Origin of the sequence: Janthinobacterium sp. CG3, assembly GCF_000344615.1 — a bacterium.
Lineage (GTDB): Bacteria > Pseudomonadota > Gammaproteobacteria > Burkholderiales > Burkholderiaceae_D > Janthinobacterium.
The window spans coordinates 2,534,165-2,548,756 of the sequence record NZ_KB467824.1 but is presented as its reverse complement, the minus strand read 5'-3'; the positions used below and the strand labels follow the sequence as shown (position 1 = coordinate 2,548,756).

General features: G+C 67.6%; 11 protein-coding genes. 5 read left to right on the top strand and 6 right to left on the bottom strand.

The window, feature by feature from the left end; translation table 11 throughout:
• Positions 1 to 11 precede the first annotated feature (11 nt).
• The 3 genes from JANGC3_RS0111075 to JANGC3_RS0111065 all read right to left on the bottom strand — a co-directional run bounded on the left by JANGC3_RS0111075 (position 12) and on the right by JANGC3_RS0111065 (position 4,177).
• Positions 12 to 1,973, bottom strand: a complete 1,962-nt coding sequence (locus JANGC3_RS0111075; protein ID WP_026132849.1) for a methyl-accepting chemotaxis protein — start codon at positions 1,971 to 1,973, stop codon at positions 12 to 14.
• 493 nt (positions 1,974 to 2,466) lie between these two features.
• Complete coding sequence (locus tag JANGC3_RS0111070) at positions 2,467 to 2,997, bottom strand: glycine zipper 2TM domain-containing protein (RefSeq protein WP_017876554.1); 531 nt, start codon at positions 2,995 to 2,997, stop codon at positions 2,467 to 2,469.
• Positions 2,998 to 3,115: 118 nt separating this feature from the next.
• The gene (locus tag JANGC3_RS0111065) at positions 3,116 to 4,177 is read right to left on the bottom strand and encodes an AraC family transcriptional regulator (RefSeq protein WP_017876553.1); all 1,062 of its coding nucleotides are present in this window, start codon (positions 4,175 to 4,177) and stop codon (positions 3,116 to 3,118) included.
• A 135-nt stretch (positions 4,178 to 4,312) separates the two neighbouring features.
• Between JANGC3_RS0111065 and JANGC3_RS0111060 the strand changes: the two genes are divergently transcribed.
• From JANGC3_RS0111060 to JANGC3_RS0111050, 3 genes are read left to right on the top strand one after another with little or no spacing between them, the layout of a single operon-like run.
• Positions 4,313 to 5,923, top strand: coding sequence for an FAD-binding oxidoreductase (locus JANGC3_RS0111060; protein WP_026132848.1), 1,611 nt, complete (start codon positions 4,313 to 4,315; stop codon positions 5,921 to 5,923).
• Entirely contained in the window at positions 5,920 to 7,530 is a 1,611-nt protein-coding gene (locus JANGC3_RS0111055; RefSeq protein ID WP_051068375.1) for a glycerol-3-phosphate dehydrogenase/oxidase, read from the top strand. Before JANGC3_RS0111060 ends, JANGC3_RS0111055 begins: the two co-directional genes overlap by 4 nt.
• 4 nt (positions 7,531 to 7,534) lie before the next feature.
• Positions 7,535 to 9,091 (top strand): FGGY-family carbohydrate kinase, encoded by a 1,557-nt coding sequence (locus tag JANGC3_RS0111050; protein ID WP_017876550.1) that lies wholly within the window; start codon positions 7,535 to 7,537, stop codon positions 9,089 to 9,091.
• Positions 9,092 to 9,278: 187 nt separating this feature from the next.
• Here the strand turns inward: JANGC3_RS0111050 and JANGC3_RS0111045 are convergent, their stop codons facing one another.
• Entirely contained in the window at positions 9,279 to 9,677 is a 399-nt protein-coding gene (locus JANGC3_RS0111045) for a DUF305 domain-containing protein (RefSeq protein ID WP_017876549.1), read from the bottom strand.
• A 25-nt stretch (positions 9,678 to 9,702) separates the two neighbouring features.
• A complete protein-coding gene (locus JANGC3_RS0111040) occupies positions 9,703 to 10,065 on the bottom strand; it encodes a four-helix bundle copper-binding protein (protein ID WP_051068374.1) in 363 nt (120 codons plus the stop codon).
• A gap of 760 nt (positions 10,066 to 10,825) precedes the next feature.
• On the opposite strand from JANGC3_RS0111040, the gene JANGC3_RS30785 reads away from it, so the two are divergent.
• Together JANGC3_RS30785 and JANGC3_RS0111025 are read left to right on the top strand one after the other, a co-directional pair.
• Complete coding sequence (locus JANGC3_RS30785) at positions 10,826 to 11,086, top strand: gamma-glutamyl-gamma-aminobutyrate hydrolase family protein (RefSeq protein WP_081611823.1); 261 nt, start codon at positions 10,826 to 10,828, stop codon at positions 11,084 to 11,086.
• Positions 11,083 to 12,324, top strand: coding sequence for a D-amino acid dehydrogenase (locus JANGC3_RS0111025; protein WP_017876545.1), 1,242 nt, complete (start codon positions 11,083 to 11,085; stop codon positions 12,322 to 12,324). Before JANGC3_RS30785 ends, JANGC3_RS0111025 begins: the two co-directional genes overlap by 4 nt.
• Before the next feature lie 72 nt (positions 12,325 to 12,396).
• Here the strand turns inward: JANGC3_RS0111025 and JANGC3_RS34080 are convergent, their stop codons facing one another.
• Positions 12,397 to 14,508 (bottom strand): TonB-dependent receptor plug domain-containing protein, encoded by a 2,112-nt coding sequence (locus JANGC3_RS34080; RefSeq protein ID WP_081611822.1) that lies wholly within the window; start codon positions 14,506 to 14,508, stop codon positions 12,397 to 12,399.
• Positions 14,509 to 14,592: the final 84 nt, after the last annotated feature.

Genomic DNA, 14,592 nt, shown 5'->3' with positions numbered 1-14,592 from the left:
CGCGCTGAAGCTTAAAACTCTTCCCAGTCGTCGCCGGCCGCAGCCGCCGGGGCTTTGCGTGGCGCCGGGGCGGTCTTGCGGACGGCCGGGGCGTGGCTTGCGACGCGCGCCGGCGCCGCCGGGGCGGCCGGACGGGGCGCCGCCGCGCTGCTGCGCGCCATCGGCGCCGGGTCGCCGTGGGCGGCCAGCTTGAAGCCGCCCACCGCCTGGGTCAGGCGCACCGCCATGTCCTTCAGGCTTTCGGCGGCGGCCGCCGATTCCTCCACCAGCGCCGAGTTCTGCTGCGTCATTTCGTCCATGTGGGTAATGGCGGTGTTGACTTCCTCGATGCCGGCGCTCTGCTCCTGGGTGGCGGCGGTGATGTCGCTCATGATGTCGGCCACGCGCTGGATCGATTGCACGATCTCGCCCATGGTGTGGCCGGCTTCGTCAACCAGCTTGCCGCCGGCGTCGACCTTCTCGCCGGAGTCGACGATCAGCGATTTGATTTCCTTGGCGGCGGCGGCGGAGCGCTGCGCCAGGTTGCGCACTTCCGAGGCCACGACGGCGAAACCGCGGCCCTGTTCGCCGGCGCGCGCCGCTTCGACGGCGGCGTTCAGCGCCAGGATGTTGGTTTGGAAGGCGATGCCGTCGATGACGCCGATAATGTCGGCGATGCGGTTCGAGCTTTCCTTGATCGAGCCCATCGTTTCAACCACCTGCGACACCACCGAGCCGCCCTTGCTGGCCACGCTGGACGCCGACAGCGCCAGTTGGTTGGCCTGCTTGGCGTTGTCGGCGTTCTGCCGCACGGTCGAGGTCAGTTCTTCCATCGAGCTGGAGGTCTCTTCCAGCGAGCTGGCCTGCGATTCGGTACGCGCCGACAGGTCGGCGTTGCCGGCGGCGATTTCGGCCGAGGACACCTTGACGGCGTCGCTGGTGCTGCGGATGTCGAGCAGCACGTGGGCGATCTTGTCGACGAAACGGTTGAAGGCGCTGGCGATCTGCGCCAGTTCGTCGCTGCCGTTGGCGTCCAGTCGTTTGGTCAGGTCGCCCTCGCCGGAGGCGATGTCTTCCAGCGCGTCGCGGATCAGCGCCAGGCGCTGCAGCGCTTTGGCCACCAGCAGCGTCAGCAGGAAGCCGGCGCCCAGCGTCAGCAGTAGCGCCATCATGGCCGAGTTCCACAGCATCGCGGTCAGCGCCTGGGTCGCCTCGGCCTTGTCGAGAACGATCACCAGGAACCAGTCGGTGCCGGCCACTTTGGCCACGTGCAGCAGGCCGTCGCGGCCTTGCAGGCTGACCGGCGCGGCCGCTTTCTCCGCTTCGATCTGCGTCAGTTTGGCGATCGTCAGCGCGGCGTCGAAATCGGTGACCGGCTTGAGCGTCAGTTTCTGGTCCGGGTGGGCGATGATGGCGCCGGTGCTGTCGACCAGGAACGAGAAGCTGCTCGGCGTCGGCTTGATGGCGACGACGTTGCGCACCACGGTGTCGATCATGACGTCGACGCCGCCGACCGCGGTGGCGTTGCCTTTCGGGCCGAACGGCTCGGCGAAGGTGACCACCAGCTTGCCGGTGGTGGCGTCAACGTAGGGCGCGGTGAGGATAGGCCCGCCGACCTGGTTGGCCTTGATGTACCAGGGCCGCTGGGTCGGATCGTAGTTCGGCGGCATCTCGTGCAGCGCCAGCATTTTCTTGTCGGGGTAGCCGATGTAGGCGTCGTCGAAAGCGCCGGCGACTTTGGCCGCGGCGATGAACGGCAGCGGCTCGGGCAGGTCGGCGGCCGCCTTCAGCGAGCTGACGATCATGCCCTTGCTGCGCACCCATTCGGCGATGCCGGTCGAGTGCACCTGCGACAGCTGCTGCATCTGCGCGTCGAGCGACTCGACGGTGCGGCTGCGGGTGGTGAAGAAATTCGTGACCGTCATGGCCAGCATGGCGAAGACGACGATGGAAATGCAGATGGCGATGAGCCGGGTACGAAGGGATGAAAACATGCTCTCGTTTTCCTTTCAACTAAGACTGTTGGGGCCGAGAAAATCCAGTGAGGTGAGTACCATACCGGCGATGCGGAGCGCCATCGTTGCACTGGGCATTGATGCGTCGTGGACAACTGTTGCGTGAAATAATTATAGTTGAGATCAATCAATAAACCAGCAAAATCAGTTGTTTTGATTGAATAGTGCGGCTTATTCGCACACTCCGGCATGGGGCTTGCGGGGGGGCTTGCGGCGGCGTAAAGCGGGCGCAAAAGCGGGGGCGGGACGGGGGGCGGGCGGAGAGCCGCATGCGCACTGGCTTGTGGCGATTGGGCGGGTTGTTAAACTGTCTAAACAGTTATATAAATCAAAAGCAAAGGCGTTGAGTGAGCGTGTCGCAGGGCGGAATGGCGGGACGCGTCAGCCGACAATGTTGGCTGAAGCGAGACCCTGCTCCAGGCCAACGTTGTCGGCTTACCCACGCCGTGTAAGCGGTTCCGGCTAATGGCTCTTAATAAGCGTAGGCGCGGCCGTTGACGACGCGCACCCGGCTGCCCATGCGCAGGCCGTCGAGGCTTTCTTGCACGACGGTGACGCCGTCGCCGTTTTCAAGGCGCACGTGGAGGCGGTAGGTGTCCGGCGTCGCGGCGCTGCGGTTTTGTTCGACGTTGTTGCCGACCATCGCGCCGCCGATGGCGCCGAGCACGGTGGCCGCCTTGCGGCCGCTGCCGCCGCCGACCTGGTTGCCCAGAACGGCGCCGGCGATGCCGCCGACGACGGCGCCGGCGCCGCTGGTGCCGCCGTTGCCGCCGTTACCGCGAAGCACCTGGATCGAATCGATCGCGCCATAGCGCTCCTGGCTCTGCTGCATCGGCTGCCGCTGTTGCGCCGGCGGCTCGTAGTAACCGGATTGCTGCGGTTGCTCGTAGTAGCCGGATTGCTGCGGTTGATAGCCGTTGGTGGCGCAGCCGGTCAGCGTGGCGAGGGCGATCAGGGCGAGCAGCAGCGAGACGCTGACGATGCTGGTACGGGTTGGTTTCATGTTTTCTCCTTGTTCTGTATGTCTTCAACATCGTACATCTAGAAAGCCCAGTACGGTAAACCTAAATGTAAGCAGGTATGGCGGGGCGGGCCAAAGCGCCGGTTTGACTAACATCCGCTTACATTTCGCTGGCCAGGCCGGCGCCGCGGCACTGTTCGCGGTAAGCGCCCGGGTTGACGCCGGCCCATTCCTTGAACGCGTGGTGGAAGGCGCTTTGCTCCTGGTAGCCGAGCAGGAAGGCGATGTCCGCCAAGCTCGGGCCCGGCTGGCGCAGGCAATCCTTGGCCAGCGCAAAGCGGGCCTGGTCGAGCACTTGCTGGAAGGTGGCGCCGGCCTCGCTGAGCTTGCGTTGCAGGGTGCGCGGCGACAGGTTCAACTGCTGCGCAATCGACGCCAGCCGCACCTGGCCCTGGGTCAGGTTGAGCATGACGGCCGCGTGCACCAGCGCCTGGATGCCGCCGCCGGCCTGGGCGCGCTTGCTCATCAACTGCTCGGCGTGCCGTTGCAGCACCGGGTACAGGCTGACGTCGGCGTTCGGCACCGGCCAGGCCAGCATCCGGGCGTCGAAGCTGGCGACGTTGGCGTCGGCGCCGAAGCGCGGCAGCGCGCCCAGCACGCGCACATACTCGGCCTCCAGGCCGGCGCCGCCGGCGTGCGTGAAGGCGATGTCGGCCGGCGCCAGCGTGGCGCCGGCCAGCCAATTGCCGAACACGCGGATGCCGGCGAAAACGCTGTCGACCAGGTGGCGCCGGCCGGGCGGGTAGTGGCTGTGCCAGGCGTAGCGGGCGACGCCGCCGTCGACCCGCAGCGCCGAGCGGCCGAGGTCGTGCGCCAGTTGTTCGTAGCGCACGGTTTGTTCGAAGGCTTGGCCGAAGTCGCGGCAGCTCAGCAAGATCAGGCCGTAGACGCTGTAGGTGCCCAGCTTGACGCGCTCGCCCACGTGCAGGCCGAAGTGCGGGTCGCCGCTCATGGCGGCGCCGAGGTCGAGCAGGCGTACGTAATCGTCGGCCGCCAGCGCCTCGGGCAGCGGGCGCAGCGCGCGCTCGGCCAGGCCGGCCGCGCGCGCCAGCGCGGCGGCGTCGACGCCGCGCGCGGCGGCGGCCTCCAGCAGCGGCTGCAAATACGAGCCGGCCACGCGCCGCTCTGGCGCCGGGGCGGCGTCAGGCCGCGCGCTTGGCATGATCGAACAATGCGTTTGTCATAAATACACAATACTGGAAAGGGGTTGTCATTTACTCTTGTGCCATTCGCGGTGCGGCGCATTTTGAATGTCAAGTATAGCAAGGCGCGCCGCCGCTCCACAACGAGGGAAGACATGAGACGCTGGAACGGCTGGGGCGACGACGCCATCGAGTTTGCGCTGAACGACGACGCGCTGGCATTCCTGGGCGCGCGCGTCGGCGCCGGCGCCGCCATCGGCGACGCCTCGCTGGCGCAGGCTTGCGCGGCCATCGGCCCGTCGCGGCTGGCGCCGCACCGCCTGATCGACGCCGACCCGGCGCTGCGCCTGCGCAACGCGCTCGGCCAAAGCCTGCCCGACTGGTTCAAGCTGAGGTACGGCAGGGTCGGCGCGGTGCCCGACGGCGTCGCCTTCCCCGACAGCGCCGAACAGGTGCGCGAGCTGCTGGCCTACGCCGAGCGCCACGGCGTGGCCGTGATTCCGCATGGCGGCGGCACCAGCGTGGCCGGCCACCTGACCGTGGCCGAGGGCGCGCGCCCGGCGCTGTCGATGAACCTGACGCGGCTGTGCCGCATGAGCGCCTTCGACAAGCAGGCGCAGCTGGCCACCTTCGGCGCCGGCGTCTTCGGCCCCGACCTGGAGGCGCAGCTGCGCGCGCACGGCTACACGCTGGGCCATTTTCCGCAGTCGTTTGAATACTCGACGCTGGGCGGCTGGATCGCCACGCGCTCGTCCGGCCAGCAGTCGCTGCGCTACGGTCGCATTGAACAGGTGTTCGCTGGCGGCAGCGTGGAAACCCCGGCCGGCACGCTGAGCATCCCGACCTTTCCCGCCTCGGCCGCCGGCACCGACCTGCGCGAAATGGTCCTCGGTTCCGAGGGCCGCCTCGGCGTGTTGACCGAGGCCACCGTGCGCGTTACCAGGCTGCCCGAATACGAGGCCTTCCACGCGGTGTTCTTCCCCAACTGGGAGGCGGCCGAAAAAGCCGTGCGCGAAGTGGCCCAGGCCAAGCTGCCGCTGTCGATGCTGCGGCTGTCGAACCAGTTGGAGACGCTGACCATGTTGACCCTGGCCGGGCATAAAAAGCTGATCGGCGCGCTGCAAACCTATCTGTCCTGGCGCGGCTGCAAGGACGACAAGTGCATGCTGATGCTCGGCGTCAGCGGCCAGAAGGCCAGCGCCGCCGTCGCGCTCAAGAGCGCGCTGGCGCTCACCCGCGGCCACGGCGGCGTCCACGTCGGCAAGGCCATGGGCGCCAAATGGAAGCAGAACCGCTACCGCAACGTCTACCTGCGCAACGCGGCGTGGCAACACGGCTACGTGATCGACACGGTGGAGACGGCGGTCGACTGGCCGCGCGTGGCCGGCATGATGCACGCGCTCGAGCAGGCGGCCCGAGACGCGTTGGGCGCGCAGGGTGAGCGGGTGCACGCTTATACCCATCTGTCGCACCTGTACGCGCAGGGCGCCAGCGTCTACACCACCTTCGTCTACCGGCTGGCCGGCAATTACGAGGAAGACATGGCGCGCTGGCGCCTGTTGAAGGGCGGCGTCAGCGCGGCCATCGTCGAGCATGGCGGCACCATCAGCCACCAGCACGGCGTCGGCACCGACCACGCGCCCTACCTGGCGGCGGAAAAAGGCGCGCTCGGCATGAGCGCGATGCGCGCGCTGTTCCAGCACTTCGACCCGCAGGCGATCATGAACCCGGGCAAGCTGCTGCTCGACGCGGAGTGCGCGAAGTGAGCGGCCACTGGCGCGCCGGTTGGCGCGACGGCCTGCCCGAGCTGTTCGGGCGCGACTGGGACGTGGTCATCGTCGGCGGCGGCATCACCGGCGCCGGCATCCTGCTGGAAGCGGCGCGGCGCGGCCTGAAGGCGCTGCTGGTCGAGCAGCGCGACTTCGCCTGGGGCACCTCGAGCCGCTCGTCGAAGCTGGTGCACGGCGGCCTGCGCTATCTGAAGGAGGGCAAGTTCGGCATGACGCGCGAGTCGGTGCGCGAGCGCCAGCACCTGCTGCGCGAGGCGGCCGGGCTGGTCGAGCCGCAGGGCTTCGCCTTCGGCGACTACGTTGGCCGCAAACCGGGCCGGCGCCTGTTCCTGGTCGGCCTGGCGCTCTACGATTTCATGGCCGGCCAGCGCGCGCGCCACTACTACACGGCCGACGAGTTCTGCATGCTGGCGCCGAACGTGGCGCGCGCCGGGCTGAGCGGCGGCATGTGCTACAGCGACGCCAAGACCGACGACGCGCGCCTGGTGCTGCGCGTGCTGCAAGAGGCGCAGCGGCACGGCGGCGTGGCCGTCAACTACATGGCGGTGCAGTCGCTGCTGCGCACTGACGGCCAGGTGCGCGGCGCGCTGCTGCGGGACGGCGTTGGCGGCGCCAGCCACGAGGTGCGCGCCAAGCTGGTGATCAGCGCCACCGGCGCCTGGGCCGACGGCCTGCGCGGGCAGGGCGGCGCCGCGCCGAAGCTGCGGCCGCTGCGCGGCAGCCATCTGGTGCTGCCGGCTTGGCGCCTGCCGCTGGCGCAGGCCATCAGCCTGATGCACCCGCGCGACGGCCGTCCGGTGTTCGCCTTTCCGTGGGAGGGCGTGACGCTGGTCGGCACCACCGACGTCGACCACGGCGCCGACATGAAGCTGGAGGCGGCCATCACGCGCGCCGAGCTGGACTACCTGATGCTGGCGCTGCGCCAGCAGTTCCCGCAACTGGATTTGACCGAGGCCGACGTCCTCGCCACCTACGCCGGCGTGCGCCCGGTGATCGACAGCGGCCAAGCCGACCCGTCGAAGGAGGGCCGCGAACACGCGCTGTGGCTGGAAAACGGCCTGCTGACCGTCACCGGCGGCAAGCTGACCACCTTCCGCGTGATCGCCCTGGACGCCCTGAAACGCGCCGCGCCGCTGCTGCCCGGCTGGCGCGACAGCTTGCAAGCACGACCGATTTTCCAGGCGGCGCCAGCCTTAACCGGCCGGCGCCTGTCTGTCGAACAAGAGGGCCGCCTGCTGGGTCGCTACGGCCCGCACGCGCAGTCCCTGCTGGACGCGGCCGGCCCGGGTGAACTCGCCACCATCCCCGGCACCGAGACGCTGTGGGCGCAGCTGCGCTGGGCCGCGCGCGCCGAGGCGGTGCAGCGGCTGGAGGACCTGCTGCTGCGGCGCAGCCGCGTCGGCCTGCAACTGCGCGGCGGCGGGCTGGAGATCCTGGCGCGGGTACGCGCCATCTGCCAGCCGGAACTGGGCTGGGACGACGCCCGCTGGGACGCCGAGCAGGCGGCCTACCTGGCGTTGTGGCAGAGCCACTACAGCCTGCCGGCGCCGCGCGCCACCACCACCACCACCGCCGGAGCTTGAGGCCATGAGCGCACAATACCTGCTCTCCATCGACAACGGCACCCAGAGCGTGCGCGCGCTGCTGTTCGATTTACAGGGCAATATCGCGGCCAAGGCGCAGGTCTACCTGGAGCCGTATTTTTCCGACCACCCGGGTTGGGCCGAGCACGACGCGGACGGCTACTGGCAGGCGGTGTGCGAAGCCTGCCGGCAGTTGTGGGCCGCCACGGCGATCCCGAAATCGGCCGTCAAGGGCGTCGCCGTAACGACCCAGCGCGGCACCGTGATCAACCTCGACAAGCAGGGCAAGCCGCTGCGCCCGGCCATCACCTGGCTCGACCAGCGCAGCACCGCACAGGTTCCGCCCATGGGCCGCTGGTGGGGCGCGGCGTTCAAGCTGGCGCGGGTCGAGGGCACCGTCGACTACTTCCGGCGCGAGGCCGAAATCAACTGGATCGCCGCGCACCAGCCGCTGCTGTGGCAGCGCACCGACAAATTCCTGCTGCTGTCGGGCTTCCTGAACTACCGCCTGTGCGGCCGCTTCGTCGACTCGACCGGCTCGCAGGTGGCCTACATCCCGTTCGACTACAAGCGCCACGCCTGGGCCGGCCGGCGCGACTGGAAATGGCGCGCGCTGGCGATCCGCCGCGACATGCTGCCGGAGCTGGTGGCGCCGGGCACGGTGATCGGCGCCATCGACGCGGCGGCGGCGGCCGCCACCGGCATCCCGCAAGGAACGCCGCTGGTGGCGGCCGCCGCCGACAAGGCCTGCGAGGTGATCGGCGCCGGTTGCCTGGAGCCGCACATCGCCTGCCTGAGCTATGGCACCACCGCCACCATCAACACCACCAACAAAAAGTACATCGAGGTGACGCCCTACATTCCACCGTACGCGGCGGCGATTCCCGGCTCGTACAGCACCGAGGTGCAGATCTTCCGCGGCTATTGGATGGTGAACTGGTTCAAGGAGCAGTTCGGCGACCGCGAGCGGGCCGCGGCGGCCAGCGACGGCGGCGCGCCCGAGGTCCTGTTCGACCGCCTGGTGGAGGCGGTGCCGCCCGGCTCGATGGGCTTGATGCTGCAACCGTACTGGAGCCCCGGCATTAAGGTGCCGGGGCCGGAGGCGAAGGGCGCCATCATCGGCTTCGGCGACGTGCACACGCGTGCGCACCTGTACCGGGCGATCCTGGAGGGCCTGGCGTACGCGCTGCGGGAAGGCAAGGAGCGCATCGAAAAGCGCAGCGGCATCGCCATCACCGAGCTGCGCATCGCCGGCGGCGGCTCGCAAAGCGACGCGGCGATGCAACTGACGGCCGACATCTTCGGCCTGCCGGCGGCGCGCGCGCACGTCTACGAAAGCTCGGCGCTGGGCGCGGCGATCGACGCCGCCGTCGGCCTCGGCCTGTACCCGGATTTCGCGGCGGCGGTGGCGGGCATGACGCGGCCGGGCCGGGTGTTCCAGCCGGACCCGCGGCACAGCAAAATCTACGACCAGTTATACCGCCGCGTCTACACCAAAATGTACGCGCGCCTGCAACCGCTGTACCGCGACATCGCCGACATCACCGGCTACCCCGGATAGGCAAACCGCTGGGCGCCACCGCTCAGCGATTTTATTGAGTCCCGTAGTTGCGAAAATTTTCATTCAATGTGCCGTCCTGCTGCATTTCATTAAAACAATAATGCAATGCTGCATGGAATCCCCGGCCCGTTGCCCGGGGTCGTACCCGCGAGGTCCGACCCCGGCCCCGGACATCGCCCACCGTATGCTACTTCATGGGATGTTTGCTGAGCCAATCGTCGAACGCGGCGATCTCCTTCTTTTGCGCCGAAATAATCTTCTTCGCCGACTTGATCGCAGCGGCATCTTTGCCAGAATCGACCTCCATCTGAGCCATTTCAATGGCGCCCTGATGATGTGATTTCATCAGCATTACGAAATCATGATCGACATCGCCGGACATTTTCATCTGGCCCATCTTTTCATGCATATCATCCATTGACTTCCGCATTTTCATCCCGACGTCCGTCGATGGCGCCGCCATCGCGCTATGGGTGGGCATGGCAGAAGCGGACTGTGCGAACGCGGGTAGTGGCATGGCGGTGGCCAGCGCGAGAGCTAGTGAGGGGACCAGTACCGGACCGATCCTATTGTTCTTCAAAATCATACGATTCTCCTTGTCCGTCGAGTGGTCAGTGCTTCATCGTGGCCATGCTGCGGCAGCTGGCGGCGCACGCTTGGCAGGCGCGAACGCAGTCTTCCATGCCGTCCAGAGTGCGGCAATTATCGGCGCATGCTTCGCACACGTTGGCACACAACTCGCACAGCTGGCTACTGAAGGTGGAGCCGCTCAGCTGCAGATTGGCCGAAGTCTGGCAGATATCAGCGCAGTTAATCATGAGCCGAAAGTGTTCCGGCTCAACGTGTTTTCCTCCGCTGTCGAGGCAATGATTCATGGCCATTTGCAGGCAGACTTGGTGGCACGATGAACAAGCGTCGATGCAGGACTGCATATTCAGGGCTTGTGCAGAGGGTGCTGATGTCGTAGTTTTCATATTTGGCTCCTTGTTCGGGGAGGATGGACACATATGCCCAAGAATGAACACAATAAGCCGGATACCCCATTACGTATGTGCGATAACGCCCGCAGGCGGTTTGAACAACTCTCTTCATTCGTGAAAAGGGCCGTCCTCGACTAATCCGGGGATCCATACCAAGGTGCGCGTATCCAACGTCTTCACGCAGCGCCAATTGTTCGCCTGCGTGGCAACATTATCGTGTTCGACCGCTCAAATTCCAGGGCAACGGCAGGCTCATCGACCCGGATACGTTCATGTCTGGATTCTGGATTGGTTTGGGTGACGGAATTTCCGGCGGTTCCGGCTTACACCCCCCATTTTGCAACGGACAACAATGAATATGGACAGCACGGGCACCCACAGCGGCGCTCTACGTGACGCCCGCCAACGGCGGAGCCGGATCCTCGGGGTTTGACCCTCATACCGCTAAGTTAGGCTTGCGTAGGCCGGATGAGCGACAGCGTAATCCGGCGTCGAGCCGCTGCCGACGCCAGTCGGGTTACGCCGTTCCGGCTAACCCGACCATCCTTAACTTTGCGGCATTAGGGTCTGTCCCCTGGGGCGTTGACCTTGGTGTCGACCAGCTTTGGGGCAACCGTGGTGGCCTGGCGCGGGTCGCCGGCGTCGGCCTCGGTCCGGCGGACGTCGGCACGCGCGTCGAGCATAAACAGAGCGCGCCGTGTAAGCTGGGGGCGCACGCCGTCAACCTGGTCGATGGCCGCCGCCTGCGCGGCGCATCCTGGGCGTCGGGCGCTGCCGAGTAAATAGCCTGCGCCACCGGGACGTCATGGCCGGCAGCGCGATGCCGGCCATGACGGCGCTGGCCGACGACGGCGTGGTCGAGGCGGTCGAGGTCGACCGGCAGGCCTTTTGCGCCGGTGTGCAGTGGCATCCCGAGTGCCTGGCCAACGCCTGCGAGGGCGATTTTTTCGCGGCGCTGGTGCGGGCCGCGCGGGCGTACCGGGAAGTACGGATGGAATCGAGGTGGCAATCATGAAAATATGCGTGCTCGGGGCCGGCGTTGTCGGTCTGACTTCGGCCTATGCGCTGGCGCGCCGCGGCCACGAGGTGAGCGTGGTCGACGCGCACGCGCGGGTCGGGCAGGGCGCCAGCCTGGCCAATGGCGCCCAGCTGAGTTATTCCTACGTGGCGCCGCTGGCCGACGCCTCGGTATGGCGCAACCTGCCGAAGTACCTGCTGCACCGCGATTCGCCGCTGAGCTGGCGGCCGGCGTTCGACGCCGCGCAGTGGCGCTGGATCGCGCGCTTCCTGATGGCCTGCAACGCCGGCGCGTCGGCGCGCACCACCGCCGAGCTGCTGCGGCTGGCCTTTTTTAGCCGTGACTGCCTGGCCGAGCTGCAGCGTGAACTGAAGCTGGAGTTCGACCTGCGCAGCGCCGGCAAGCTGGTGATGCTGGCGTCGGCGGCCGCGCTGGAGGCCGCGCGGCGCCAGGTCGAGGTGCAGCGCGGCCTGGGTTGCGAGCAGCAGGTGCTGTCGTCCGGGCGCTGCGTCGACATCGAGCCGGCGCTGGCGGCCTCGCGGGCGCGCTGGTCGGGCGGCGTCTACACGCCGTCCGAGCAGGTCGGCGATTGCGGGGAATTTTGCCAGCAGTTGGCGGCGGCGCTGGCGCTGCAGGCGAATCCGGTGCGCTTCGCGCTCGACACGGCCGTCGACGGCGTCGTCATGGCGGGCGGCAGGGTAGTGGCGTTGCGCTCGCCGGCGGGCGATATCGGCGCCGACGCCTTCGTGCTGGCCAACGGCGTCGGCAGCGTCAAGAGCGCCGCGCAGATGGGCTTTGCGCTGCCGATTTATCCGCTCAAGGGCTACAGCGTCACGTTCGCGGCCGACCCGGCGGCCGGCCTGCCGTCGGTCAGCGTTACCGACCTGGCCAATAAAATCGTCTACGCGCGCCTTGGCGCGCGCCTGCGCGTGGCCGGGCGGGTCGACATCGTCGGCGCCGACCTGAGCCTGGACCAGCGCCGCTGGCAGGCGCTGGCGCGGCAGGCGCGGCGCCTGTTCCCGGCGCTGGACGACGGGGACGCGGCGGCCGGTGTGGCGCCCTGGGCCGGCTTGCGGCCGGCCACGCCGGGCGGCGCGCCGATCATCGGCCGGACCTCTGTGCCGAACGTGTTCGTCAACACCGGCCACGGCGCGCTTGGTTGGACGCTGGCCTGCGGCAGCGCCCAACTGCTGGCTGGCGTGGTGGGGGAAGTAGGGTTGTCTGGCGTTGAATGAGCGTGCCGACGGCGCTGAAAATCAAGCAAAGGCAAAAAGCCGGGGCTGGAGCGCGCGACGTGTTTGTCGCGCCTACATCCGATACGCCAGTTCGACGTTGAGCGCGCGGCGCGGCAGCGGGATGTCGAAGTGGATATTGCCCGGCGCGAAACTCGGTTCGCGCGCGTCGCGGTTAAACACGTTGAGCACGGTTGCGCGCAGGTCCCAGTTGCCGAACGCCTTCTGGTGGCGCAAGGTCAGGTCGAGCGTGGTGTAGTCGGCCACGCGCGGCCGGTTGTCGCCCGGCTGGCGGGCGCGGTCGGCCACGTGGTTGACGATGCCGCCCAGTTGCCAGTTGGACGCCAGCTGCCAGCTGGCGCGGCCGAACAGGCGCCGCTGCGGCGCCAGCCCGGCGTCCTTGCCGCTGGCCTGGTCGGTCGATTTTTGCAGCGAAAAGTGGCCGGTAACGCGCAGCGTGCGCGCCGCATCCCAGTTCGCCTCCAGCTCGACGCCGCGGCCGGACTGGTCGCCCGAGTTCTGGTAGGTCTTGCCGGTGCTGGGGTCCGGGTTGGTGGTGGCGACGATAATGTCGCTCATCTGGTAGCGAAACAGACTCAGGTTGGTCTGCAGCGCGGTCAGCGGCTGCCAGGCGAAGGCCAGCTCGTTCATGGCGATCGTTTCGGGCTTGATGTTCGGATTGCCCACATTGACCGGGTTGTTGCGCGAGTATTGTTCGATGAACGTCGGCGCGCGGAAGGCGCGCCCGTGCAGCGCCTTGACGATAACGTTGTAGCTGGCGTCCCACACCAGCGCCAGGCGCGGGTTGGTGGTGCCGCCGAAATCGGAATAGCGGTCGTGGCGCACGCCGGCCGTCAGGGTCCAGTCCTTGGCCAGCCGCCATTCGTCCTGGACGAAGGCGTAGCGCAGGTTGCGCTTGTGCGGCTGCATATACAGCAGGTTCGGATCGGTGCCGGCATCGACCAATCCCGGCAGCGGTACCAGCGACGGCCCGACGCCCGGCGCGACGACGAAATCGAAGTTCTTGAATTCGGTCGTGCGGCGCAGGTCTTCGAGCCGGTAGCCGGCGCCGACGCGCACCCGGTGGCCGTTCCAGCCGGTGTAGAGGGCGGTGGCGCTCAGGTGATGATGGCGTTCCGAGTGGCCCGGGTTGCCGATCACCCCGTTCGGGTAGGCGCCGTTGAAGGCGCCCGCCGGGAACAAGCGCAGGCCGGGATTGGCGACCCGTTCGCGCAGGTCGTAGGTGCCGGCCGTGGCCAATACATCCCAGTTGGGCAGCCAGTTGTCCTTGGTATAGCTGAGGTCGGCGTAGGCGCGCGTTTCCGGCACCACGCCTTCAGGGTCGAGCGCGTCGGCCAGGCCGACGCCGATGCCCACCTTGCGGTCCTGCGCGGAGAGGCGCAGGCGCCATTCGTCGTAAGCCAGTTCGAGGCGCGCGTCGGCCGTCTCGCGCGCGGCGTTGATGCGCCCGGGCGCCTTCGAGACGTGGCTGCCGAACAGGGCGTCGAGGCCGCTTTGCACGTCTTTTTCGACGACGCCGTGCTGGCTGTCGGTGCGCCCGGCACGCAGGTACAGCGCCGTTTGCACGGGGCCGACGGCGCCGCCGTACTGGACGTAGGCGTCGCGGTTGTGGAAACTGCCAACGCGCACGCCCGCTTCGAGCCCGTTGATGGCGCGCGCCGACTTGGTGATGACGTTGATGACGCCGGAAAACGCGTCGGCGCCGTACAGGGCCGAACCGGGGCCACGGATGATTTCGACGCGGGCGACGTTTTCAAGCGGCATGCCGCCCCAGGCCTGGCCGCGGTTGCCGATGAAGGAAGAGGTGATGGGCACGCCGTTGACCAGCATCAGCACCTGGGTGTTGTAGCTGCTGACGATGCCGCGGAAGGCGTAGATCGGATTGAGCGGCGCCGACCAGAGCGCCACGTGCAGGCCGGCCACGCTTTCCAGGACTTGGTCGAGGTCGGTGGCGCCCATGGCCGCGATATCCTGGGCCGTGATCACCGAGGCCACGGCCGGCACCCGCGCCAGCGGCTGTTCGCTGCCGGTGGCAATGCTGACGAGCGCGCCGTCGCCGTACGACATCGCCAACTCTTCTTCATCGGTGCTCTGGGCGCTGGCGCTGCCAAATGCCATGCCGAGCGCCACGGTGATCAACTTGATTTTTCCGGCATATACATTCATTGGCAACGCTTCCGGTGTGCGCAGGCGCTGACTTGACTCAGTTTCCGCAAGGGTTGGGTGGCATTTTCTGGATATTATGTACTC

Excerpts from the sequence above, each read along its gene's own strand:
- JANGC3_RS0111045 (WP_017876549.1), bottom strand. The coding sequence starts at position 9,677 with ATGATTTTGAAGAACAATAGGATCGGTCCGGTACTGGTCCCCTCACTA.
- JANGC3_RS0111060 (WP_026132848.1), top strand. The coding sequence starts at position 4,313 with ATGAGACGCTGGAACGGCTGGGGCGACGACGCCATCGAGTTTGCGCTG.
- JANGC3_RS0111050 (WP_017876550.1), top strand. The coding sequence starts at position 7,535 with ATGAGCGCACAATACCTGCTCTCCATCGACAACGGCACCCAGAGCGTG.
- JANGC3_RS0111070 (WP_017876554.1), bottom strand. The coding sequence starts at position 2,997 with ATGAAACCAACCCGTACCAGCATCGTCAGCGTCTCGCTGCTGCTCGCC.
- JANGC3_RS0111025 (WP_017876545.1), top strand. The coding sequence starts at position 11,083 with ATGAAAATATGCGTGCTCGGGGCCGGCGTTGTCGGTCTGACTTCGGCC.
- JANGC3_RS0111065 (WP_017876553.1), bottom strand. The coding sequence starts at position 4,177 with ATGCCAAGCGCGCGGCCTGACGCCGCCCCGGCGCCAGAGCGGCGCGTG.
- JANGC3_RS0111040 (WP_051068374.1), bottom strand. The coding sequence starts at position 10,065 with ATGAAAACTACGACATCAGCACCCTCTGCACAAGCCCTGAATATGCAG.
- JANGC3_RS0111075 (WP_026132849.1), bottom strand. The coding sequence starts at position 1,973 with ATGTTTTCATCCCTTCGTACCCGGCTCATCGCCATCTGCATTTCCATC.
- JANGC3_RS34080 (WP_081611822.1), bottom strand. The coding sequence starts at position 14,508 with ATGAATGTATATGCCGGAAAAATCAAGTTGATCACCGTGGCGCTCGGC.